Raw genomic sequence first — 23,094 nt, 5'->3', positions numbered from 1 at the left:
ATCATGAATCGAACGCTTTTCCACCAGTTTTTACATTCGGACAAACGAATTATTCAAAGGGATAAAAACAGATTTATTTGAAAGAGGGGAAGCCATTGGCTGAAACAGGGAAGATCATTGAAAAAGCAATTCTCGTTGGGGTAAATACGGGCCAGACGGAGCAGGAGTTTTATGAATCAATGGAAGAACTGAAGGCACTGACTGAAACAGCAGGTGCCGACATTGTCCTTCTGATGACTCAAAACGCAGATAAAGTTCACTCTGCAACATATATAGGTAAAGGAAAGCTTGAAGAATTAGCTGCAGCAGCAGAAGAGGCGGAAGCGGACCTCATCATTTTTAACAGTGAGCTCACACCGAGTCAAAATAGAAACCTGTCAGAGGTTCTTGATGCTAGAATTATCGATCGGACCCAGTTGATTCTCGATATTTTCGCGCAGCGTGCAAGGTCCAAGGAAGGTAAGCTTCAGGTTCAGCTTGCCCAGCTTGAATATATGCTGCCGCGTCTTGGCGGCCAGGGTATTTCACTATCCAGACTCGGAGGCGGGATCGGAACAAGAGGACCGGGTGAAACCAAGCTTGAAACGGATCGACGCCATATCCGCCGGGAGATTGGTGAGGTGAAAAGAAAGCTTGAGCAGGTCGTCCGTCACCGGGCCACATACAGAGAGAGAAGAAAGCACAATCGTATTTTCCAGATTGCCCTTGTTGGTTATACGAATGCCGGGAAATCCACGTTATTTAACAGGCTGACAAATTCAGATTCCTATGAAGAAAATCAGCTGTTTGCGACGCTTGATCCGTTAACGAGAAAAAGTTCCCTGCCAAGTGGATATGAGGCGGTCATGACGGATACGGTAGGATTTATTAAGGATCTTCCGACCACGCTAGTGGCATCATTCCGCTCCACGCTTGAAGAAGTGTTGCAGGCTGACTTGATTCTCCATGTCGTGGATGCATCCCACGATAACCATGAAGAACATGAAAAGACCGTGAAAAAATTACTCTCAGATCTTGAAATGGATACGATTCCAAGGCTGACTGTATACAATAAAAAAGATCTGATTCATGATGATTTTGTTCCGGATCCGAACGACCCGTTTATTCTGATCAGTGCATTCTCAGAACAGGATCGTAAAAAGCTGCTAGAAAAAATGGAGATACAGATGAAAGAACAGCTGTCCTCCTATTCAGTCAGAATTGCATCAGACCGCGGCAGAATTTTGTCTATCCTGAAAACGGAAAGTCTGATTGAAGAATTAACCTTTAATGAACAGGATGAAACATACCGTGTAAAGGGATATATTACACCTGAACATCCTGTTCTTTCTGAAATTAAAAATAGGAGTTTAGATGATGTTTAAAACAGATTTTGCACCACAACTTGAAAAGTGGATCAGAAACGCTGAGGAAAAAATCAGCCCGGTCCATCTCGCAATTGAAAAACGTGCTGAACACAATCAGGAAAAAGTACTGAATGCTTTTTTGAAAAATAAAATCAGCGACAGTCATTTTATACCGACTACCGGATATGGATATGATGATCAGGGGAGAGATGCATTGGAAGCAGTATACGCTGATGTGTTCGGTGCAGAAGCTGCTCTTGTCCGTCCTCAGATTATCTCGGGAACTCACGCGATCAGCATCGCGCTGTTTGGTGTGTTGCGGCCTGGTGATGAACTGCTTTATATCACGGGGAAACCGTATGATACTCTGGAAGAAATTATTGGCATCAGGGGAACGGATAATGGTTCTCTAAAAGATTTTGGCATTCATTATAACCAGGTAGACTTGACGTCTGATGGGAATATTGACCTGAAAAAAGTGATGACAAGCATCCGTCCTGAAACGAAAATGATCGGGATCCAGCGATCAAAAGGTTATGCGGTAAGGCCGTCATTTACAATAAAGAATATAAGAGAAGCGGTCAGTCAGATTAAAGAGGCATACCCGGATGTAGTGATATTTGTAGATAATTGTTACGGAGAATTTGTGGAAACAGAGGAGCCGTGCGCTGCCGGTGCAGATCTGATTGCAGGTTCATTGATTAAAAACCCGGGAGGCGGACTTGCAAAAACAGGCGGTTACCTTGCCGGCACAAATGAGCTGATTAAGCAATGTTCTTACCGCATGACTTCTCCGGGGATCGGGGCTGAAGCAGGTGCGAGTCTTTACTCGCTTCAGGAAATGTATCAGGGGTTTTTCCTTGCGCCGCACGTTGTCAGCCAGGCACTCAAAGGAGCTGTTTTTACATCTGCGCTGTTAGAGGAAGCAGGTATGACAACAACACCATCGTGGAATGAATACAGAACGGATTTAATTCAGGCAGTTGAGTTTGGGGACCGAGGCAGAATGATTGCGTTTTGTCAGGCAATCCAGGCGGCATCCCCGGTGAATGCTCAATTTGCCCCTCAGGCGGATTATATGCCGGGATATGAGGATGATGTGATCATGGCAGCGGGAACCTTTATTCAGGGATCTTCAATTGAACTGTCAGCTGACGGGCCGCTGCGTCCGCCTTATGCAGCATATGTACAGGGAGGCCTAACATATGAGCATGTGAAAATTGCTGTCAGCCGTGCCCTTCAATCCCTGATTGCGCAGGATCTAATTAAATAATTTAACGATAGACACCCGTTTTCCACTGCGGGTGTTTTTTTCTTTATGGGCTGATGGTGTAATAATAAAAATGAATAAAATTAAAAAAAGATGAATAAAAAATCAAAGTTAGGGAAAAGAGAGAAATGTGTGAAAAAACAAAATAATTTACATGTAAGAAAACCTAACGTGATGTTGACAGTTGAAATAACATGTAATATAATCAAATTGTCGACAGGGACGAAAGGGGATTTTCAGATGGGCAGTGAGATTCGACGTAACATGCCGCTGTTTCCGATCGGCACAGTTATGCAGCTGGCTGACTTAACAGCCCGTCAGATTCGTTATTATGAAGAGCATAAACTGATCTCTCCGGCGAGGACAGAAGGCAATCGCAGACTGTTTTCGTTAAATGACATTGATCGACTGCTCGAGATTAAAGATCTCCTGGAGCAGGGAGTGAATATGGCCGGTATAAAACGAATTCTTGGGGGACAAGAAGAAGATCAGCATGAGAATCCTGCTTCTGCAAAAAAGCCGGAACTCTCTGATGAAGATTTAAGAAGCATTTTGAAAAAAGAAATGATCAGTTCAGGTAAACTGAACCGTTCAAGTTTAAGAGCTGGAGACCTTTCGAGGTTTTTCCGCTAAAACTACATAAAAACAGGAGGAATCACAATTATGAGTAAGTATTCACGCGAAGATATCATGCGCATGGCAAAGGAACAGAAAGTTAACTTCATCCGCCTTCAGTTCACAGACATTCTTGGTACGATTAAAAACGTAGAAATCCCTGTCAGCCAGCTTGAGAAAGCTTTAGATAACAAAATGATGTTCGACGGATCTTCAATTGAAGGTTTCGTGCGTATCGAGGAATCTGATATGTATCTTTTCCCGGATCTTGATACTTGGGTTGTATTCCCTTGGACGGCTGGAGACGGTAAAGTTGCCCGCCTGATCTGTGATATTTATAATCCGGACGGAACTCCGTTTGATGGAGATCCGCGTAATAACTTAAAGCGCGTACTGAAAGAAATGGAAGAGTTAGGTTTCACAGACTTTAACCTTGGGCCTGAGCCGGAGTTTTTCCTTTTCAAGCTTGATGAAAAAGGGGAGCCTACTCTTGAGTTAAACGATAAAGGTGGATATTTTGACCTTGCACCAACAGATCTTGGTGAAAACTGCCGTCGTGACATCGTAATTGAACTTGAAGCAATGGGCTATGAAATTGAAGCTTCTCACCATGAGGTAGCGCCAGGTCAGCACGAAATTGACTTCAAATATGCTGACGCAATCTCAGCATGTGATGATATCCAGACTTTCAAGCTTGTTGTTAAGACGATTGCACGTAAGCACGGTCTACACGCAACGTTCATGCCAAAACCGCTATTCGGTGTTAACGGATCAGGTATGCACTGTAACATGTCTCTATTTAAAGACGGCGTTAACTCATTCTTCGACGAAAATGCAGAAAACCAGCTGAGCGAAACTATGCTTCAATTCATGGGTGGAATCCTGAATCACGCATCAGGCTTCACTGCAGTAACGAACCCGACTGTAAACTCTTATAAGCGTCTAGTACCAGGCTATGAAGCACCTTGTTACATCGCATGGTCAGCTAGAAACCGAAGCCCGTTGGTTCGTATCCCGGCTTCACGTGGACTAAGCACACGTATTGAGGTACGTTCTGTAGACCCTGCAGCTAACCCATACCTTGCAATGGCTGTTCTGCTGCGTGCCGGTCTTGATGGAATCAAAAACAAAGTTACACCACCAAAAGCCATTGACCGCAACATCTATGTAATGGACAAAGATGAGCGCGAAAAAGCAGGTATCAAGGACCTTCCTGCGACACTATTTGCTGCACTTGAAGAGCTGAAGAAAGATGACGTAATCATCGGTGCCCTTGGAGAGCACATCTTCGAACACTTCGTTGAAGCAAAAGAAATTGAATGGGATATGTTCCGTACGCAAGTGCACCCATGGGAGCGCGAGCAGTACCTGGAAATGTATTAAACCGATCGACAAAACCTTAAGAGCTGATTCAGCTCTTAAGGTTTTTTTATTCTTCATCAATCGGCACAGTTTATATTCATGACGCCTTCTGATTCACTATTGTGAATTAATATCTCTCATGAGTTTTTTCTTTCTAATTGAAGTCTTTCATGAAGTAAAACGGGGTAATGAGAAAGAGAAGGTTCGTAAATGAGGAGGGGACATGATGGCTGACACATACAAAGGGTTTAAATCAAAAGAGGCATTCATGAAGTATACAGAAATTTATGGCCGTGTTATGAATCACTGGACCGTTAAAACAGAATCCTCCAACATCGTGACATCATTTGGTGATGTTCATGTAATCAATGCCGGACACCATGACGGCAGGCCGCTTGTCTTTTTTCATGCGTTTGGCTTCAGTGCAGCCATGTGGTATGGCGTGGCAGACTATTTAAAAGATCACTACAGGTTGTATTTCATTGACGTGCTTGGCGAATTTAATATGAGTAATACAAAAGATCATCTGAATGAGCGTGAAGACTATATAGAATGGATCACAGAGGTACTGGATGCGCTCGGCATTGATCAGGCGGATATGATAGGCCATTCAAATGGCGGATGGCATGTGCTGAATTATGCCCTTTTAAAACCGGAAAGGGTAAATGAAATATTGTTGCTCGCGCCTGCTGCTTCAATGAAGCGGATGAACCTGTCTTTTTATATGAGACTCGCTTTAACCAATCTGTTTCCGAACAGACAAAACATAGTCAGTTCTTTCTGCAGGTGGCTCACTCATGAGCGCAAACCCGAACAGGAAGATTTGTTTGAGCTTTATTACATTGGACAGACCCGAGTAGTATGGGAGTATGTTATGACTCCGCCAAAAATGTTTAAAAATGAGGAGCTGAGTCAACTGTCTGTTCCTGTCACAGTTGCTGTGGGGGAAAACGAGGTCATATATAAACCGTCAAAACTAAAAAAAGCAGCGCAGGAAAAATTACCTCAATGCAGCGTAAGTATGATCAATAAAGCAGCGCATATGATTCCGATTGAAGCGCCTGAGGAAATTGCCAATCTCATTCAGTCAATTTTCAGTCATAATGACAGGGAAAAATCCGTATAGTTAAAAAAGCTGTTCGATAAGACAGCGTTCAGATACTCTGAAGCGCCATTTATCGAACAGCTTTTTTTAATGCACCTGACGGTATACGCCAACCACTTTTCCTAAGATGGAAACCGAATTCAGAATAATGGGTGACATTGAAGAGTTTTCCGGCTGCAGGCGGACATGATCTTTTTCTTTAAAGAAACGCTTGACCGTTGCTTCTTCTTCTTCAGTCATTGCTACCACAATATCTCCATTATTAGCGGAGCTCTGCTGCTTCACGATTACATAGTCACCATTTAAAATACCTGCTTCGATCATGGAGTCCCCGACGATCTCAAGCATGAATACTGTATCATCTGCCGACGCAAGGCGTTCCGGCAGAGGGAAATATTCCTCCACATTTTCAATAGCGGTTATCGGTGAACCTGCCGTTACTTTACCGACGAGCGGCACGTTGACAACACGCTGAGTCGGAATCGAATCTTCTTCTAAGCTGATCACTTCGATCGCACGCGGCTTAGTAGGGTCTCTTCTGATAAGTCCCTTGCTTTCAAGTCTGGCTAAATGGCCATGGACAGTTGAACTTGATGCGAGTCCTACGGCAAGGCCAATCTCACGCACGGAAGGCGGATAACCTTTGTCCTGAACTTCCCTCTTTATGAAATCGAGTATATCGAGCTGACGCTTAGATAATTTTTTCATGTTTGCACCTCTCTTTGGAATCCAAATCTTTCCTTGATTATATCATGCGAAAAATAAAAACACAAACATAAGTTCGAGTTTTTGTATTGACGGAAACAAATGTTCGTATTATACTTTTGGTAACAAAAGCGAACAAACATTCGATGGAGGGATCTTCATGACGACATTGTGGAAAAAGTATTCATTTGTTATTCTGTTTTTTATTGTGACGCTGTTCTTCAGTTTATTTCTGGTATTTACAACATCTGCCGAAGAGCAGTCTTCTTATAAAGTGGTTCAAATACAGGAAGGCGATTCATTATGGAAAATTGCAGAGGAGTATGCTGAAGGGGCGTCCATGTCTGAGCGGGAATTTATCGATTGGGTATCAGGAAGTAACAAGCTGAACTCTTCTGATATTTATCCTGGGGATGAACTCGTGATTCCATTAAAAAAGGAGTGGAGTGAGTCAGAATTTGACAGTATACAGCTCGCTTCAAACACTAAGTAAGGAGCAGAATATCGATGAAGGTCATCATTTATTGCCGGGTAAGCACAGAAAAAGATACACAGGAAACATCTTTGACCCGTCAGGCTGAAGAGCTGACGGAACTGGCAAGGAGAAATGGGGACGAGGTTGTAAGGATAATCTCTGAAAAAGCAAGCGGCTTCGACCTTGACAGGGAAGGCGTATTTGAACTGCTTGAAACCATCAGAAACGAACAGGCGGAAGGTGTATTGATTCAGGATGAAACCCGGATAGGACGGGGGAATGCGAAGATCGCTCTCTTGCATACATTAAAAAAGGAGAAAGTAAGGATTTTCTCTATTGCCCATGACGGTGAGCTTCAGCTTTCGGAGTCAGATACAATGATTCTTCAGATTGTCAGTATGGTGGAGGAGCATCAGAGGAAGCTGCATAATTTAAAAATTAAGCGCGGAATGAAACGTGCGGTTGAAAATGGTTTTAAACCGGAAAAGAATCTGAAGAACAGAGGAAATAAAGAAGGACGCGAAAAAATTGAAGTTCCGGTTGAAGAGATTGTAAGGCTTCGTCAAAACGGCTTGACTTTTCATGAAATCGCTGCAACATTAAGAGGTCTCGGCCATTCAATTTCAAAAGCCACGGTTCATAGAAGGTATATTGAATTTCAGGCAGAGCAGGAAAAACTGAACAGATAACTTGTCATTTCACGCTCTTTCTTTTAAGATACATAGAAGCTGAAGTATCGGGAAAGGGTGTATGAAATGCTACCAGAAGCTAAAATTAAACGAATAAATGAACTTTCGGCAAAGGCAAAAGCAGACGGGTTGTCAAGTGCCGAAAAAGAAGAGCAAACGAAATTACGGACCGAATATATAAAAGCATTCAGAGGATCCATGAAGCAGACAATTGAGAATGTAAAAGTAGTAGATCCGGAGGGGAAGGACGTTACCCCTCAAAAGTTAAAAGATGCAAAACAGCGCAACAAAATGAACTGATTTCTTAACATCTGATCATCAATGGTCAGGTGTTTTTTTATATTTATCCACTGTTTACATTGTCATACAGGAATAGTGTGGAACAGATGGAAGTGTCAGGATTACAAATGAACTTTTTTAAAAACGATACAGTGAGATGTTTGTACATCTGTGTAATTTTGCGTACAATAGACACATATTGAGTTAGAGAGAGGATGTAGTGGATGTTTACACAAACAGATCAATTGGCAATTAACACAATCCGGACATTATCGATCGATGCGATCGACAAAGCAAATTCGGGTCACCCGGGACTACCTATGGGGGCTGCTCCATTTGCATACACGCTATGGACACAGTTTATGAACCATAACCCGAAAAATCCGGACTGGTTCAACCGTGACCGCTTTGTGCTATCAGCAGGACATGGCTCCATGCTTTTATATAGCCTTCTGCATCTATCAGGCTATGATCTTCCAATGGAAGAAATTAAGAATTTCCGTCAATGGGGTTCTAAAACACCTGGACACCCGGAATTCAGACATACAAAAGGTGTAGAAGCTACAACGGGTCCACTTGGACAGGGGATCGGTATGTCTGTAGGGATGGCGATGGCTGAGCGTCATTTAGCGGCGAAATATAACAAAGAAGGTCATCAGATTGTTGACCATTATACTTACACATTATGTGGAGATGGCGATTTGATGGAAGGGGTTTCATCAGAAGCAGCTTCACTGGCTGGACACCTTGGATTGGACAAACTGATCGTATTGTATGATTCAAACGATATTTCACTTGACGGAGATCTGGATCGCTCGTTCTCTGAAAGCGTTAAGAAACGTTTTGAATCTTACAACTGGCAGTATATCCGCGTAGAGGACGGAAACGATCTTGATGAAGTTGCTGCAGCGATCAAAGAAGCAAAAGCGGATACAAGCCGTCCAACAATGATTGAAATTAAAACGGTCATCGGCTTCGGATCTCCTAACCGTGCAGGTACATCAAAAGTTCACGGCGCTCCGCTTGGTAATGAAGAGTCTGCATTAACAAAAGAAGCGTACAAGTGGGAACACGAACCATTCCACGTTCCTTCAGAGGTATATAACCGTTTTGAGGAGCTTGTAGTTGAAAACGGTCAGAAAAACGAAGCCGTATGGAACGAAGCATTTGCATCTTATAAAAATGCTTACCCGGAGCTTGCTGAAGAGCTTGAAAATGCTATTAACGGCACTCTTTCTGCAGATTGGGATAAAGAAATCCCGGTTTACGAAGAAGGGAAATCACTTGCAAGCCGTGCCTCTTCAGGTGAAGTGTTAAATGCGATTGCCAAAACAGTACCTTCACTTTTCGGGGGATCTGCAGACCTAGCAGGATCTAACAACACAATGATGAAGGAAGAAGATGACTTCACAGCTGAAACACCTGCAGGCCGAAACATCTGGTTTGGCGTACGTGAGTTTGCTATGGGCGCAGCACTGAACGGAATGGCACTTCATGGTGGACTTCACGTATACGGTGGAACATTCTTTGTATTCAGTGACTATGTACGTCCGGCAGTTCGTCTGTCAGCGCTAATGGGTGTTCCTGTCACATATGTATTTACTCACGACAGTATTGCAGTTGGTGAAGACGGTCCGACTCACGAGCCGATCGAACAGCTGCCATCACTTCGTGCAATGCCAAATCTTTCTGTTGTGCGTCCAGCTGATGGAAACGAAGTGGCTGCAGCGTGGAAGCTTTCGATTGAAGCGAAGGATCATCCTACTGCGCTTGTGTTGACAAGACAAGGATTGCCAACACTTCCTAACACTGCAGAAACAGCATACGAAGGTGTTAAAAAAGGTGCTTACATCGTCTCACCTGCACAGAAAGAAGAAGCAGATGCTTTAATCCTTGCAACAGGATCTGAAGTCGGTCTCGCTTTTGAAGCCCAGCAGGCATTAAAAAAAGAAAACATTGATGTAGCAGTTGTTTCCATGCCATCCTGGGACCGCTTTGAAAAGCAGTCAGATGAGTATAAACAGTCTATTCTTCCAAAATCAGTGAAAAAACGTCTTGCAGTAGAAATGGCAACGCCACTAGGTTGGGAGCGTTATACTGGTGACGAAGGAGATATCCTTGGTATCACAACATTTGGTGCATCTGCTCCAGGCGGAACGGTACTGAAAGAATACGGATTTACAGTGGATAACGTTGTGAATCGCGTGAAAAACCTGCTCAATAAATAATTCACAGAAGCAAATATTGCTGTAATCTTTCGTGCCACGGGTAGCCGAGCTTACCCGTGGCACAACTTTTTTGTGTAAATTGCTATACTTCGATATCAAAATGTAATAAATCATTGTATATTTTAATCGGTTCTTGTACACTTTTAATGAAAGTATGAATTAGGAGGCAATATAAGATGGAATTATGGCTTGCAATTGTATTAATTGTTGTAGCTTTGCTTGCCGGAGTCGCACTTGGATTCTTCATCGCACGTAAATACATGATGACGTATCTCAAAAAGAACCCGCCAATCAATGAGCAAATGCTTCGCATGATGATGATGCAGATGGGAATGAAACCGTCGCAGAAAAAAATCAATCAGATGATGAGTGCTATGAATAAGCAACAGCAAAAATAAAAAAATGAACAGCACTTTCTGCTAAAAGAAAGTGCTTTTATTTTACATAGCCGTGGAAGGTTAATCATTTTCCAAGAATACAAAACCGCCTGGGTGGCAAGCTCGCTTGCCCCCAGGCGGTTTTGTATTCTTGGAACCTTGCAGGCTCTGCCTGCAAGGCGTGTCAAACAGAGTTTGACACGAATGATTAACCTTCCAATGCGGACTCCCAAAAAACCCTTCTCTCACTCCGTTTTATTTGGTACGATATGTAAGGCTAACAAAACTACATAAGAAAAGTCTGGTGAAAATATGGTTGTTTTTTACTATCTAAAATGGTTTTTTATTCAGGAAAAGAAAGCGTATTTAACAGGTATCACACTATTGCTGTTTGTCGCAGCACTCCAGCTTGTTCCTCCACGGGTCATCGGAATCATCGTCGATCTGATTCAAAATCAGACATTGACCGGACAGACACTCGCTTTATGGATGGGGCTTCTGCTGGCATCCGGTCTCGGTATGTATGTCCTCAGATACTACTGGAGAATTATGATCTTCGGTTCAGCTGTCAAACTTGCAAAGCAGATGAGAGAAAAACTGTTCACACACTTCACACAAATGTCCAGACAATTTTACCAGAACAGAAGAACCGGAGATTTAATGGCGCATGCAACAAACGACCTGTCAGCCATCCAGCAGACAGCCGGGGCAGGCGTACTGACACTTGTGGACTCCCTTGCAACAGGATTGTTTGTGATCGGGGCAATGGCGATCCTCATCGATTGGAAACTAACATTGATTGCCCTCATTCCGATGCCATTTATGGCGCTGTCTACTAGTCTGTACGGGAGAATGCTGCACAAAAGATTTAAATATGCGCAGGAAGCTTTCTCTGACCTAAACGACAAAACGCAGGAAAGCATCAGTGGCATAAAAGTAATCAAAACATTCGGACAGGAAAAAGAGGATGTCGAATCCTTCAGGCAGCTCTCAAAAAGCGTAGTCGATAAAAATATCGCTGTCGCAAGAGTTGACTCTCTTTTTGATCCAACGATCACATTCATCGTCGGTGTTTCCTACTTCCTTTCCATCTATTTTGGTGCCCAAATGGTCGTGGCAGAAGAAATGACACTTGGTGAACTCGTCTCATTTACAACCTATCTCGGACTTTTAGTCTGGCCAATGCTTGCGTTTGGCTGGCTGTTTAACATCGTGGAAAGAGGGAGAGCATCCTACGAGCGTGTCAACATTCTGCTGAGTCACCCTCAGGAAATCAAAAATGAAGATGGGAGTACATCAAATCCGCCTCAAGGTGATATTCAGCTTGCGCTGGATTCATTTACGTATGGTGGAACAGATAAAGCGACCTTAAAAACTATTCAGTTTGAATTGAAACGTGGTCAGACACTCGGAATTGTCGGTAAAACCGGGGCTGGTAAAACGACGCTGCTAAAGCTTCTCATGCGTGAAGAAGATCAGTACACAGGGTTTATCGGGATGGGCGGTAAAGACATCAAAAAATATGACCTTCATGCGCTCAGAAAATCGATTGGTTATGTGCCGCAGGATCACTTTTTATTTTCAATGTCTGTAAAAGAAAATATCCGATTTGCTGCACCGGATGTGACTGAAGAGCTTCTTGAAGAGGCAGCGCGTATTGCGAGGGTTCATGAGGATATAACCGGTTTTACAAACGGGTATGAAACGGTTGTAGGTGAAAGAGGGGTTTCTCTGTCAGGTGGTCAAAAGCAGCGGATATCCATCGCCAGGGCTCTTGTTACAAACCCTGAGGTACTTATCCTTGATGACTCACTGTCTGCAGTTGACGCGAAAACGGAAGAGGACATTTTGACCGGTCTGAAAGAAAAACGAAAAGGAAAAACAACCATCATCACTGCGCACCGCCTCAGTGCCGTAGAACACGCTGACCTGATTCTCGTGCTGGATCAGGGAGAATTAGTGGAATCAGGTACTCATATGGAATTGATGGGGAAAAGCGGTTTGTATTATACGATGTATATGAGGCAGCAGCTTGAAGATCTTGTGGAAAAAGGAGGGGAACGATAATGGAACAGCAGCAGACTTTGACAGGCAAAGATCAGTGGAAGGTTTTAAAACGCCTTCTTTCCTACACAGTACCTTTTAAAAAGCCGATTGCTCTGGCCTTTGTTCTTCTCCTTCTGATGATAGGCGGGGAAGTGGCGGGACCTTTTCTAATCAAGATTTTTATTGATGATTATCTCACGCCAGGTATTTTTCCGTTTCAGGAAATCGCAGCACTTGCATCAGCATTTATTGTCATTCAGTTCGGAAACGTCTTTATTACGTATTTTCAGTTGTTAAAATTTCAGCAGATTGCGCTGAATATTATTCAGCAGCTTCGTATTGATGTGTTTAAGCATGTTCAGGACCTTGGCGCAAGCTATTTTGATAAAACACCTGCCGGCTCAATCGTTTCAAGGGTAACGAATGATACAGAAGCTATTAAGGAAATGTTTGTCAGCGTGCTCGTTGGATTTATACAAAGCGCATTTCTGCTGGTCGGAATTTTTATCGCCATGTTCATTTTAAATGTCAGACTGGCATTCTTTTGCCTGCTGATACTGCCAGTTCTATTTGTGATCATCCGGACATACCGTAAGTACAGCTCGGTCTTTTATCAGGATCTCAGAGAGCGGTTAAGTCAGTTAAATGCAAAGCTTGCTGAATCCATTTCCGGAATGGGCATTATTCAGGTATTCAGGCAGGAACAGAGAGTGTCTGATGAATTCGGTGACATTAACCAGCAGCATTACCGTGCAGGTATGAAAAATATTAAAATTGATGGCCTACTGCTGCGTCCAGCTATTGATTTAGTCTATATACTGGCACTCATGCTTGTGCTCAGCTATTTCGGCTTTACCTCACTTGATATTGCAGGAGGTATTGAAGTTGGAGTGCTTTATGCATTCGTTCAATATCTGGACCGCTTCTTTGAACCGATTAATCAGGTGATGCAACGATTATCCATTTTTCAGCAAGCCATTGTCGCCGCCTCACGAGTGTTCAAACTGATGGATCATCAGGAGCTTTCACCCGCACATCCTGAAAAGTCAGTTCATCACAATCCTGAAGCGAAAATCGAATTCAAGAATGTCACCTTTTCCTACGATGGACAAAAGGATGTATTAAAAAATATTTCTTTTACGGCAAATCCGGGGGAAACCATTGCGCTTGTAGGACATACAGGCAGTGGAAAAAGCTCCATTATCAATTTATTTATGCGTTTTTATGAGTTTGAAAAAGGGGAAATCCTAATTGATGGACATTCCATTAAGTCGTATGCAATTGAGGATTTACGGAAAAAAACCGGCCTCGTTCTGCAGGATCCGTTTTTGTTTTACGGGAGCATCAGCAGTAACATCAGGCTCTTTAATGCGGATATAACCGACCAGGAAATACGTGCAGCAAGTGAATTTGTCCAGGCTCATCACTTTATTGACCAGCTCGAGGACGGGTATGAACATAAAGTGGTGGAAAGAGGTGCTGCATTCTCAAGTGGTCAGAGGCAGCTGATCGCGTTTGCCAGAACAATCGCCTCAAATCCGGATATATTAATCCTTGATGAAGCTACTGCCAACATTGACACGGAAACTGAAGAAGCAATTCAGCTTGCTTTAAAGAAGATGCGTGAAGGCAGAACGACGATTGCGATTGCACACAGACTGTCGACGATTCAGGATGCAGATCAGATTCTTGTACTGCATCAGGGTGAGATCGTAGAGCGTGGAAATCACCAGGAGCTCCTAAAGCTCGGTGGACTGTATCACAAAATGTATTTACTACAAAACAACAAAGCTGAAGCGATGGAAGAAACATTATAGATTTGACATCATAAAAAAGACTTCCTTTTGTAAGGAAGTCTTTTTTAATCTTATTATGTTCTTTTTCAGCCTGGGTTCGCAGCGATTTTTATATCAGTGGACCGAGGGGGCTGAGGCCTCTCTGAATGTTCTTTTTCAAATTGGTTAAGCAGTTCATCAAGCTCCTGAGAGTATTTCACTGCGCGCGGAGAAGAAAGGCCTTCCTTTGCAGCAGTATAAATGAGAATCTGCCTTTTCTTTTCGATTTCTTCAAGGAGTTTGCTTTGATCAGCCATAAAGCCTATCCTTTCATTGGGTAGTCAACCTGACCCATACAGTATTTGTCATTCCTGTAACTTACCGTATAGTATACCGAAAATTCTTCAGGATGAAAAGTAAAAAATCTTTTAAACCTGGTATTTTTATTAAAATTTTTGTGAACAGCCTGCGGAACCGTTTGCGTCACAAAACGTTAAACTTCGTATCATCTGACAAGTGTGATGCTCTGTTAAAATGAACATACGCACCATTACTTAAGGGGGTTTCTATGACTGACTTAAACATATTTTTTGCATTCGCAGCAGGTGTGCTGAGTTTTGTTTCACCCTGCGTATTACCGCTTTATCCGGCATTCTTATCCTATATTACCGGCATGTCAGTTGAAAGTCTGACAAAAGAAAAAGCCATGTTCAGAAAGTCTAGCATGCTCCATACACTATTCTTTCTGCTTGGTTTTCTCGTTATTTTTATTGCACTGGCTTTCACCACAAGTCTGCTCGGACAAATTATGTTCAGATATGATGATTTGATCAGGCAGCTTGGTGCCATTTTAATTGTTGTATTTGGCCTTATAACGGTTGGAATTTTTTCACCTGAATTTTTAATGAAAGAAAGAAAAGTTCATTTTAAAAACAGACCGGCAGGCTACATCGGTACATTTTTCATCGGGCTGGCATTTGCAGCAGGCTGGACGCCATGTATTGGACCGATTCTCAGTGCAGTCTTTGTTATGGCCTCCGTCAACCCGGGAGCATCATTTGGCTACATGATGGCTTATTTCGCAGGATTTGCCTTGCCATTTTTTGTACTGTCTTTTTTCCTGAACAAGCTCGGCTGGATCCGCAAGAGAAGCGGTCAGATTATGAAAATTGGCGGCTGGGCCATGATTGGCATGGGAATCGTTCTGTTTTTTGATGGATTAACCTGGATTATCGAGTTATTGCTTCCTATTTTCGGCAATTTCACAGGATTTTGACCCATATTACTTGAAGGACTTTAGGATTAATTGTATAGTTATAATAGACTATATAGTTAAGGGTGAGACAAATGACAAAAGTGCTTGTGGTCGATGATGCTAAATTTATGAGAATGACACTTAAAAACATGCTTTCAAACTCTGATTTTGAAGTAATCGGTGAAGCTGAAAACGGACAGGACGCTATCGAACAATACAAAGCGCTCAGCCCGGATCTTGTAACAATGGATATTACCATGCCTGTGCTTGACGGAATCAGTGCGGCAAAAGAAATTCTGAGAGAAGATCCTTCAGCCAAAATCATTATGTGTTCTGCAATGGGTCAGCAGAAAATGGTGATCGAAGCGATCGAAGCCGGAGCAAAAGACTTCATCGTCAAACCGTTCGACAGCCTCCGCGTCATTGAATCCATGAGCCGCGTAATCAAACAATAACCAAAAAAACCGTATTCCTTACCAGAATACGGTTTTTTTAATTGAATAACGAAGAGCACCGGGCCTGGACCATCCTGCGCTTTCCGTGGCCGGGCGGTGAACCCCTTGTGCTTTGCACAATGGTTTCACCTGTCCCTTTCCGCCACAGGAGTCTCCGGATGGTCCAGGCCCTCTGATAATATATGTACATTAAAAAAAACTCAATCACTGAGAAACCACACAATCTTTTGATTGTATAAGGAACTCGATAAACAATATCATTTCTTTAGATCTTTAATTCTAAAGGGTTTTTTATACTCCAAATAATAAACAATTAAGTGGGAAGTTACACTTGAAGTGCCGGGGCATTCCGGAGACTCCTGCGGCAGAGAAGCGCTAGCTGGCTCACCGCGAGGCCATAGAAAAGCGGAGGCGGGCGTTTAGGGACGTACAAACTGGACTGGCCTCGACGAAGATAAAGGAAACACAGCGAACGGAGTGAGCTGATGTTGACTTATCGAACGAGAGGACGGGAAGTTTGCTAGTCCCTGCGCGCCGGAGCTAGACAGCGGAAAGCGAAGGAATGCTCCGGCACGGTTTATTAAACTGATAACAACCTCAGAATCACTTTTACAAATCACCGATTCTTTATTATACTAAACAAGCATAGTGAAACGATTACACAGATAGGTGGCTAACAAATGTATGTGATCCTTTCAACCATAGCAGCTGTCATTATGGGATCAGCCGTTCTCGCAATTCGAATGAAAGCCTCGAAAAAGCCTGTTACCGCAAAAAAGATTATTCTGCCTCCGTTATTTATGAGTACCGGAGCACTCATGTTTATCTTTCCGTATTTCCGCGTAACACCTGTTGAGGCTGCAGAGGCCCTTGCAGTCGGACTTTTATTTTCGATCGTTCTGATTAAGACGTCAAAGTTTGAACATAAGGATGACGGAATTTACTTACGGGCATCAAAAGCTTTTCCTTTCATTTTGATTGGTTTGCTTGTCATTCGGATTGTCATGAAAATTGTGCTCAGCTCAAGCATTGAGGTCGGTACGCTTGCCGGGATGTTCTGGATTCTGGCGTTTGGTATGCTTGTTCCATGGCGGATTGCCATGTACCTTCAGTTCAAAAAGCTGGAGAAAGACTCGGTGGACCAGCCTTCACAGTTTGCATAATAAAAAACATCGCAATATGCGATGTTTTTTATTATGCAAACAGATCCTCATACGGCTGCAGGTCTATTTGGAGATCTTTCATTTTTTTACGCAGAAATTTATGGTCGCGTTTTGGTGTTGCGAGAATATATCCTCTGATGATCAGATCAAGGGTAATGCTGCCGGCTTTCTCTTTAATCGCAAGTTCACCGATTTTGCCGGCGATTTTCTGCCTGGCTACATCTCTGAAAAGCTCCGGTACAGGACTTACAAGATCCTCGAGAAGCATACGTTCTTTTTCACCCCATAAATGTCTGGTTCGATCGACAAAATGCTCTTCCCAATCCAAATCTGATTTACCATCTTCTTTTGGCATTCTCTTTAAAAATTTGCGGAACATGAAAAATCCGCCGATCGCAAAAAGAGAAATCAGGACGACCACCCAAAAGAGGATAAACCATAAAAACCAACCTTCAAGCACATTCGTCACTCCGTTCCATTATGTTGACAGTTTCATTATAGTGCAGATTGAACGTGTCATCAAGGGAGTGACCGTAAAATGAAAAATGACCTGACTCAACAGGTCATGAACTATTGGATTTGACGGTAGCCAAGGGAGACAAGCTGATGAAGGTTTTCACGGCGGACTTCATAAATCTTTTTGTTATCGGCAGTTACGCGGATGTACTCATCTGATTCCAGTTCCGGTTTTTCGATATAATCATTTTCAATTTTTCGCATTCAGTGCCCCTCCTTTCATTTGTATATACAATATTATCTGAAAATTCAAACAAAACAATCCGTCAAAAGTATGAATTTTTATACTTAATTTTTCATAATCATTAATTCCAACCATATAAAGACTGTACGTAACGCGAATCTGAACAGTTTTTCTCCTGCCTTATATGTATTCTTTTGTATCTCTATTCAGAACTGTAAAGATTAACCTGACAATAAAACAGCCGGCATTTTTAGGTTTTATTTAGGGAGGAAAGCATAATTAGATCAATGGTATAATGGCTTCACTACATAAAAAAGGGTGTCGAAAAATGAAATTTTTACATACAGCGGACTGGCATTTGGGCAAGCTCGTGCATGGAGTTTATATGACCGAGGATCAGGCATCTGTGCTGGCGCATTTTATACAGATTGCAGAAGAAGAAAATCCGGATGCGATTGTGATCGCGGGGGATTTGTATGACCGGTCTGTACCACCGGCTGAGGCAGTTAATCTCCTGGATCGAACGCTTTACACCTTAAATGTGCAGATGGGTATTCCGGTCATCGCGATATCCGGAAATCATGACAGTGCTGACCGTTTGGCCTTCGGTTCAGCCTGGTATAGACAGTCGGGAATGCACATGACTGGTAAATGGACGCCGGAGCTTGATCCGGTCACGATTAAAGGCGTGACGTTTCACTCTGTACCTTATGCAGAGCCTGCTTTAATAAGATCAGTTCTGGATGATGAGACAATCATGACACACCATGATGCTTCAAAAAAGATTATCGAACAGATCAGTGAATCAATTAAACCTGATACTGCACACGTTTTTGTTGGCCATTCCTTCGTTGCGGGCGGCCAGACATCTGATTCAGAGAGAACGCTCTCTGTCGGGGGAGCGGGAACGGTAGGCAAGGATTTGTTCTCTCCTTTTGTTTACACCGCCCTTGGACACCTGCACAGTCCGGATGCAATAAAAGATGAAAAAGTGCATTATTCCGGTTCATTGTTGAAGTACTCTTTTTCAGAGGCAAATCAGCGGAAAATAGTAAAATCGGTGACCATTGAAAACGGTCAGGCAACTGTAAAGGAAATTCCGCTTAAACCAAAAAGGGATATGAGAATCATTGAAGGACACCTGGCAGACCTGTTATCCGAATCATTTTACCAGCATCAGAAAACGGATGATTATCTGAAAGTGGTGCTGCTTGATGAAGGTTCACTCATTGATCCGATGAACCGCTTAAGATCGATTTATCCGAATGTACTCCATTTGGAAAGAAAAACGGTTCAGCGGGATAAAAAAATGCAGGATGGATTAAAGCCGGGTTTGTCAGCAGATGTTTCTGATGTGGCGCTGTTTAAGAAATTTTATCAGCATGTGACAACGGCAGAATGGACCGATTTGATTGAAAAAGAAGCAGAGCGGCAATTCAATGCGACAGGGAGAGATCAGGATCAATGAAGCCGATTAAATTGAAGATGCAGGCATTTGGGCCCTATGCAAATATTGAAACGATTGATTTTACCGAACTGGATGGCAGGACAATGTTCGTCATTTCCGGAAAAACAGGTGCTGGTAAAACTACGGTATTTGATGCTATTTCGTTTGCCTTGTATGGAAAAACGAGTGGGGAGGAACGTTCTCCTCAGGAGCTGAGAAGTCATTTTGCGGATGAAGATCTGATGACAGAAGTGGATTTCACTTTTGAGCTGAAAAAAAAGGTGTACCGGATTGTCAGGTCACCGATGCAGGAAAGGAAGAAGAGTCGTGGAGAAGGAACACGGCTCGTTAATTCCGATGCCGAAATGTACGTTTTTGAGGAAGGAAAGGAAGTGCTGACAGCAGCATCTTTACGAGAGACGGATGAAAAAATCCAGCAGATTATGCAGCTGGATTTTAATCAGTTCAGGCAGATCCTCATGATTCCCCAAGGAGAGTTCAGAAAGCTTTTAACATCTGACAGTACAGATAAGGAACTGATTCTTCAAAAGCTGTTCCACACAAAATTCTACCGCAACTTTCAGGATCAGCTCAAAAATGAAGCGAAAGAGCTGAAACAGCGCGCAGAGCAGTATCAGAGTGAAAGAATGAAAATGATCGGGTCGATTGATGCGTTAGACGATGAAGAATTGCAAGGGGAGCTTTTAACAGAACCGGTCAACGAAGAAAAGGCCTTATCACTAGCAAAAAACTTAGTAGCAACTCAGAATGAAAACAAAAACAAAATCCATCTGTTAATAAAACAGACACGTGAAAAAATGGACCACACAATCAAGGAAATTGAACGTGCTAACTTTGTAAAAAAGTCTTTTGATGAGCTTGATCAACTGAAAACTAAATTTACCAGCCTTGAACAGCAGAAAGACCAAATATCACAAAAGGAACAAAAAATCGAAAAGGCCGTACAAGCGCAAAAACTGATTCCATTTATTCAGGATCTGGAGTTGAAAAAGAAGGAAGTGGACTTGAGAAGGTCCGCAAAGGAATCTGCTGAAAGGGAATTGACTTTTATTCAGGGGCAGCTCGTCTCGCTGCAATCTGACCTTGATCATCTGCTCAGTCTTGAATCTGAAATCGATCAAAAACAGAAGAAGCTTGGAGAATTAGAGAAGCTTGAGCAGAAGCTGAACAGGCTGACTGAATTGAATGAAAGGCTTCTAAGGATTGAATCAAGTGGAAAAAAAGGCAAAACCGAGCTTACCCGCATTCAGGAGACCTTAATAAATCTGGAAAACCAAAAACTGATGCTTGAGGACAAGCACCGGATTTATTTAGAGGAAAAATCAAATTATGCATCAATAAAGCATGAATTGTATATGGCAAGCGAAAAAGCGGGTAAAGAAAAGGAATTAAGTGAGCTGCGGCAGCTATTTGATCAACATCGTCTTTCAACTGATAAGCTGCGTACAGACCTTGATTCCATTGAACATAAGGTTGCGCAGGCAGAGAAGAAAAAAGGGGAAGAAGAAAAGAAGCAATCCAGCTTTTATGCAGCTTCTCTCGCCAGTGAACTGAGAGATGGTGAGCCGTGCAAGGTATGCGGATCCATACATCACCCAAAACCTGCTGCAGCGTCCAATGACCATTACGACATTGAAAAGGCACAGGAAGAAATTTCATCGTTAAAAGAGGCTCGTGCACGTATGGATGCTGAATATAAGCATGCCAAAGGAAAAATGCTGGAGCTCGAACAACGGATAAAAGAGCTGCAGGCTGAATTTAGTGATGAAAAAGAGCCTGTAATTCAGCTTCTTAACAATCTGAAAGTAAAAGAACAAAAGCTTTTGGCGTCTATCAGGCAATCAGAAGGTATAAAAGATCAGCTGCAGGACGTTTTGCAGCAGCTTTCACGAAATAAAGATATTGAGAACAGACTTTCAATTGAAGTACAGCAGCAGCGAGAACAATATGTCAGCACAAAAGCTACCATTACGTCTTTGTCTGAAGAAATTCCGGATGCCTACATTGGGAATGATTCATACGTCAAGGAAATCAAACAATTAAAGCAGGAAATCACAACTTATCAGTCCAGACGGAAGGAAAAAGAAACTGCTCTTAATGAAGCGGGAAATAAAATGGCCAGTCTTACTGAACGTGTAAAAACAAGTCAGCAGGAAGCAGAAAGTGCGTCACGCAAGGAAAAAGAATCGGCTGACAGCTTTGATGCCGAACTTCAGCGATCTGTATTCAAGTCAAAGGAGGAGGCCGTTTCCGCAAATATGCATCCAAATGATCAATCGGAACTTGAACGTGAAATTCGTGACTATCATCAGCAGCTTTTTCTTATTAAAGAAAAAAAATTATCAGCAGAAAAAGCGCTTGAAGGCGTTGTCATGCCTGATGCAGAAGCATTAAAAACCAGGCAGGACGGCTATGAGTCAGAAATGAGAGAGCTCGAGGAAATGTTTGCTCAGGCGGCTGCCTACGTGCAGCGCCATGAGGAATTAATACGTAAAATTGAAGAGAGCATCACGTTATCCTCTGATTTAGAGGAGCGTTACAGGCTGATCGGATGGATTTCAGATACGGCAAATGGTCAGAATGAGCGGAAACTGACTTTTGAAAGATTTGTACTTTCCTATTACCTGGATGATATTTTACTCACGGCGAACGAACGACTGCTTAAAATGTCATCCGGCAGATATGAACTTGCCAGGAAAGAGGACCGGTCAAAAGGAAATAAGCAGAGTGGTCTTGAACTTCTCGTTTGGGATCATTATACCGGGCAGACAAGGCATGTTAAAACGCTGTCAGGTGGTGAAGCGTTCAAAGCGTCACTATCACTTGCCCTTGGCCTGGCAGATGTTGTCCAGTCTTATGCCGGCGGTGTCTCACTTGAAACGATGTTTATTGATGAAGGGTTCGGGACGCTTGATCCGGAATCGCTTGACCAGGCCATTGAATCACTGATGGAAATACAGGCTGGGGGAAGGCTAGTCGGTGTCATTTCGCACGTTCCTGAATTAAAGGAACGAATTGATGCAAGGCTTGAAGTTACGAGTACAAATACAGGAAGTTCAACCCGCTTTCTGTTTGAATCACTCTAACTGTCACAATATGTACATGATAAGACGGTAAGAGACGTTGTATATAACTCTTCATTTTTGTACGATTAACTTCGAATAATGTGTTCGGAAAGGAAGAGTTACGTGAAAAAATCAGCAGGTATTGGCATTTTGTTAACTATTTTTCTATTATCCGGCTGCATGCAAAGCTTTCAGCCGAATATGGATCATGATCTTGAAAGCTTTTCTTATACAAATCAGAACGGGGAAACCGTTTCAAATGAGGATCTGGCAGGAACCCCTGTCATCGCAAATTTTATCTTTACAAATTGTGATACGGTCTGCCCGCCGATGACCTACAATATGGCTGGTGTTCAGGAAGCAATTGAAAAAGAGGGAATTGAGGATTACCGCATCGTATCATTCAGCGTCGATCCTGAACGGGATGATCAGGAAACGCTTAAAGCATTTATTTCCAGATATGAAATGAATGAGGAAAAGTGGGATTTCTTAACCGGATATGAGTTTGAAGAAATCAGTGATCTTGCACTGGAATCGTTTCAGGGACTGGTGATTGATGATCCAAATTCAGATCAGATGTCCCATCCGACGAGCTTTTACTTAATTGATGCAGAAGGTAAAGTCGTAAAAAGTTATGACGGAGTGAGTGATGTGCCTGAAGATGAAATCGTGTCAGATTTAAAAGCTGTATCATCCAATTAATTTCCGGAAAGCAG

The 23,094-nt window shown here is 42.7% G+C and carries 22 protein-coding genes; 18 read left to right on the top strand and 4 right to left on the bottom strand.

The annotated features are described in order from the left end of the window. Positions 1-95 precede the first annotated feature (95 nt). The 5 genes from hflX to E2491_RS01025 all read left to right on the top strand — a co-directional run bounded on the left by hflX (position 96) and on the right by E2491_RS01025 (position 5,719). Complete coding sequence (hflX, locus tag E2491_RS01045; RefSeq protein ID WP_371414440.1) at positions 96-1,364, top strand: GTPase HflX; 1,269 nt, start codon at positions 96-98, stop codon at positions 1,362-1,364. Continuing rightward, complete coding sequence (locus E2491_RS01040; RefSeq protein WP_134371648.1) at positions 1,354-2,619, top strand: methionine gamma-lyase family protein; 1,266 nt, start codon at positions 1,354-1,356, stop codon at positions 2,617-2,619. The genes hflX and E2491_RS01040 overlap by 11 nt, the downstream gene beginning before the upstream one ends. 237 nt (positions 2,620-2,856) lie before the next feature. Beyond that, complete coding sequence (locus tag E2491_RS01035; protein WP_134371646.1) at positions 2,857-3,249, top strand: MerR family transcriptional regulator; 393 nt, start codon at positions 2,857-2,859, stop codon at positions 3,247-3,249. A 30-nt stretch (positions 3,250-3,279) separates the two neighbouring features. Then, positions 3,280-4,614: a type I glutamate--ammonia ligase gene (glnA, locus tag E2491_RS01030; RefSeq protein WP_134371644.1), complete on the top strand. Its 1,335-nt coding sequence runs from the start codon at positions 3,280-3,282 to the stop codon at positions 4,612-4,614. A gap of 202 nt (positions 4,615-4,816) precedes the next feature. After that, positions 4,817-5,719: an alpha/beta fold hydrolase gene (locus tag E2491_RS01025; RefSeq protein ID WP_134371642.1), complete on the top strand. Its 903-nt coding sequence runs from the start codon at positions 4,817-4,819 to the stop codon at positions 5,717-5,719. 66 nt (positions 5,720-5,785) lie between these two features. Here the strand turns inward: E2491_RS01025 and lexA are convergent, their stop codons facing one another. Beyond that, a complete protein-coding gene (gene lexA, locus E2491_RS01020) occupies positions 5,786-6,406 on the bottom strand; it encodes a transcriptional repressor LexA (protein ID WP_134371640.1) in 621 nt (206 codons plus the stop codon). Between the two features lie 157 nt (positions 6,407-6,563). Between lexA and yneA the strand changes: the two genes are divergently transcribed. The 7 genes from yneA to E2491_RS00985 all read left to right on the top strand — a co-directional run bounded on the left by yneA (position 6,564) and on the right by E2491_RS00985 (position 14,314). Beyond that, positions 6,564-6,896, top strand: a complete 333-nt coding sequence (gene yneA / locus E2491_RS01015) for a cell division suppressor protein YneA (RefSeq protein ID WP_134371638.1) — start codon at positions 6,564-6,566, stop codon at positions 6,894-6,896. Between the two features lie 14 nt (positions 6,897-6,910). Further along, complete coding sequence (locus E2491_RS01010; protein ID WP_134371636.1) at positions 6,911-7,567, top strand: YneB family resolvase-like protein; 657 nt, start codon at positions 6,911-6,913, stop codon at positions 7,565-7,567. Positions 7,568-7,633: 66 nt separating this feature from the next. After that, a complete protein-coding gene (locus E2491_RS01005) occupies positions 7,634-7,867 on the top strand; it encodes a DUF896 domain-containing protein (protein ID WP_134371634.1) in 234 nt (77 codons plus the stop codon). A 203-nt stretch (positions 7,868-8,070) separates the two neighbouring features. Then, positions 8,071-10,074: a transketolase gene (gene tkt / locus E2491_RS01000; RefSeq protein WP_134371632.1), complete on the top strand. Its 2,004-nt coding sequence runs from the start codon at positions 8,071-8,073 to the stop codon at positions 10,072-10,074. A 176-nt stretch (positions 10,075-10,250) separates the two neighbouring features. Next, positions 10,251-10,472, top strand: coding sequence for a YneF family protein (locus E2491_RS00995; RefSeq protein WP_134371630.1), 222 nt, complete (start codon positions 10,251-10,253; stop codon positions 10,470-10,472). 291 nt (positions 10,473-10,763) lie between these two features. Then, positions 10,764-12,518, top strand: coding sequence for an ABC transporter ATP-binding protein (locus E2491_RS00990; protein ID WP_134371628.1), 1,755 nt, complete (start codon positions 10,764-10,766; stop codon positions 12,516-12,518). Further along, positions 12,518-14,314: an ABC transporter ATP-binding protein gene (locus E2491_RS00985; protein ID WP_134371626.1), complete on the top strand. Its 1,797-nt coding sequence runs from the start codon at positions 12,518-12,520 to the stop codon at positions 14,312-14,314. The genes E2491_RS00990 and E2491_RS00985 overlap by 1 nt, the downstream gene beginning before the upstream one ends. 65 nt (positions 14,315-14,379) lie before the next feature. On the opposite strand, the gene E2491_RS00980 is transcribed toward E2491_RS00985, so the two are convergent. Beyond that, the gene (locus E2491_RS00980) at positions 14,380-14,589 is read right to left on the bottom strand and encodes an aspartyl-phosphate phosphatase Spo0E family protein (protein WP_134371624.1); all 210 of its coding nucleotides are present in this window, start codon (positions 14,587-14,589) and stop codon (positions 14,380-14,382) included. A 251-nt stretch (positions 14,590-14,840) separates the two neighbouring features. Here E2491_RS00980 and E2491_RS00975 point away from each other — a divergent pair, with 251 nt between their 5' ends. The 3 genes from E2491_RS00975 to E2491_RS00965 all read left to right on the top strand — a co-directional run bounded on the left by E2491_RS00975 (position 14,841) and on the right by E2491_RS00965 (position 17,145). Continuing rightward, entirely contained in the window at positions 14,841-15,548 is a 708-nt protein-coding gene (locus E2491_RS00975; RefSeq protein ID WP_134371622.1) for a cytochrome c biogenesis CcdA family protein, read from the top strand. A 71-nt stretch (positions 15,549-15,619) separates the two neighbouring features. Next, entirely contained in the window at positions 15,620-15,982 is a 363-nt protein-coding gene (locus E2491_RS00970) for a response regulator (RefSeq protein WP_134371620.1), read from the top strand. A gap of 680 nt (positions 15,983-16,662) precedes the next feature. Beyond that, a complete protein-coding gene (locus E2491_RS00965; RefSeq protein WP_134371618.1) occupies positions 16,663-17,145 on the top strand; it encodes a CcdC family protein in 483 nt (160 codons plus the stop codon). A gap of 31 nt (positions 17,146-17,176) precedes the next feature. On the opposite strand, the gene E2491_RS00960 is transcribed toward E2491_RS00965, so the two are convergent. Both E2491_RS00960 and E2491_RS17415 read right to left on the bottom strand, forming a co-directional pair. Continuing rightward, on the bottom strand, positions 17,177-17,605 hold the full coding sequence (locus E2491_RS00960; protein ID WP_134371616.1) for a DUF2621 domain-containing protein: 429 nt from the start codon (positions 17,603-17,605) through the stop codon (positions 17,177-17,179). Positions 17,606-17,715: 110 nt separating this feature from the next. After that, positions 17,716-17,865 (bottom strand): hypothetical protein, encoded by a 150-nt coding sequence (locus tag E2491_RS17415; RefSeq protein ID WP_166805759.1) that lies wholly within the window; start codon positions 17,863-17,865, stop codon positions 17,716-17,718. Positions 17,866-18,173: 308 nt separating this feature from the next. On the opposite strand from E2491_RS17415, the gene E2491_RS00955 reads away from it, so the two are divergent. The 3 genes from E2491_RS00955 (at position 18,174) to E2491_RS00945 (ending at position 23,080) form a co-directional block, all read left to right on the top strand. Further along, entirely contained in the window at positions 18,174-19,313 is a 1,140-nt protein-coding gene (locus tag E2491_RS00955; protein ID WP_134371614.1) for an exonuclease SbcCD subunit D, read from the top strand. Continuing rightward, on the top strand, positions 19,310-22,399 hold the full coding sequence (locus tag E2491_RS00950) for an AAA family ATPase (protein ID WP_134371612.1): 3,090 nt from the start codon (positions 19,310-19,312) through the stop codon (positions 22,397-22,399). The genes E2491_RS00955 and E2491_RS00950 overlap by 4 nt, the downstream gene beginning before the upstream one ends. 102 nt (positions 22,400-22,501) lie before the next feature. Continuing rightward, positions 22,502-23,080, top strand: coding sequence for an SCO family protein (locus E2491_RS00945; protein WP_244093838.1), 579 nt, complete (start codon positions 22,502-22,504; stop codon positions 23,078-23,080). The last annotated feature ends 14 nt before the right edge of the window (positions 23,081-23,094 follow it).

The sequence above is a fragment of the Jeotgalibacillus sp. R-1-5s-1 genome (assembly GCF_004405105.1).
Classification (GTDB): domain Bacteria; phylum Bacillota; class Bacilli; order Bacillales; family Jeotgalibacillaceae; genus Jeotgalibacillus.
Note: the sequence above shows the minus strand (reverse complement) of the source record. Positions and strands in the feature narration are given on the sequence as shown.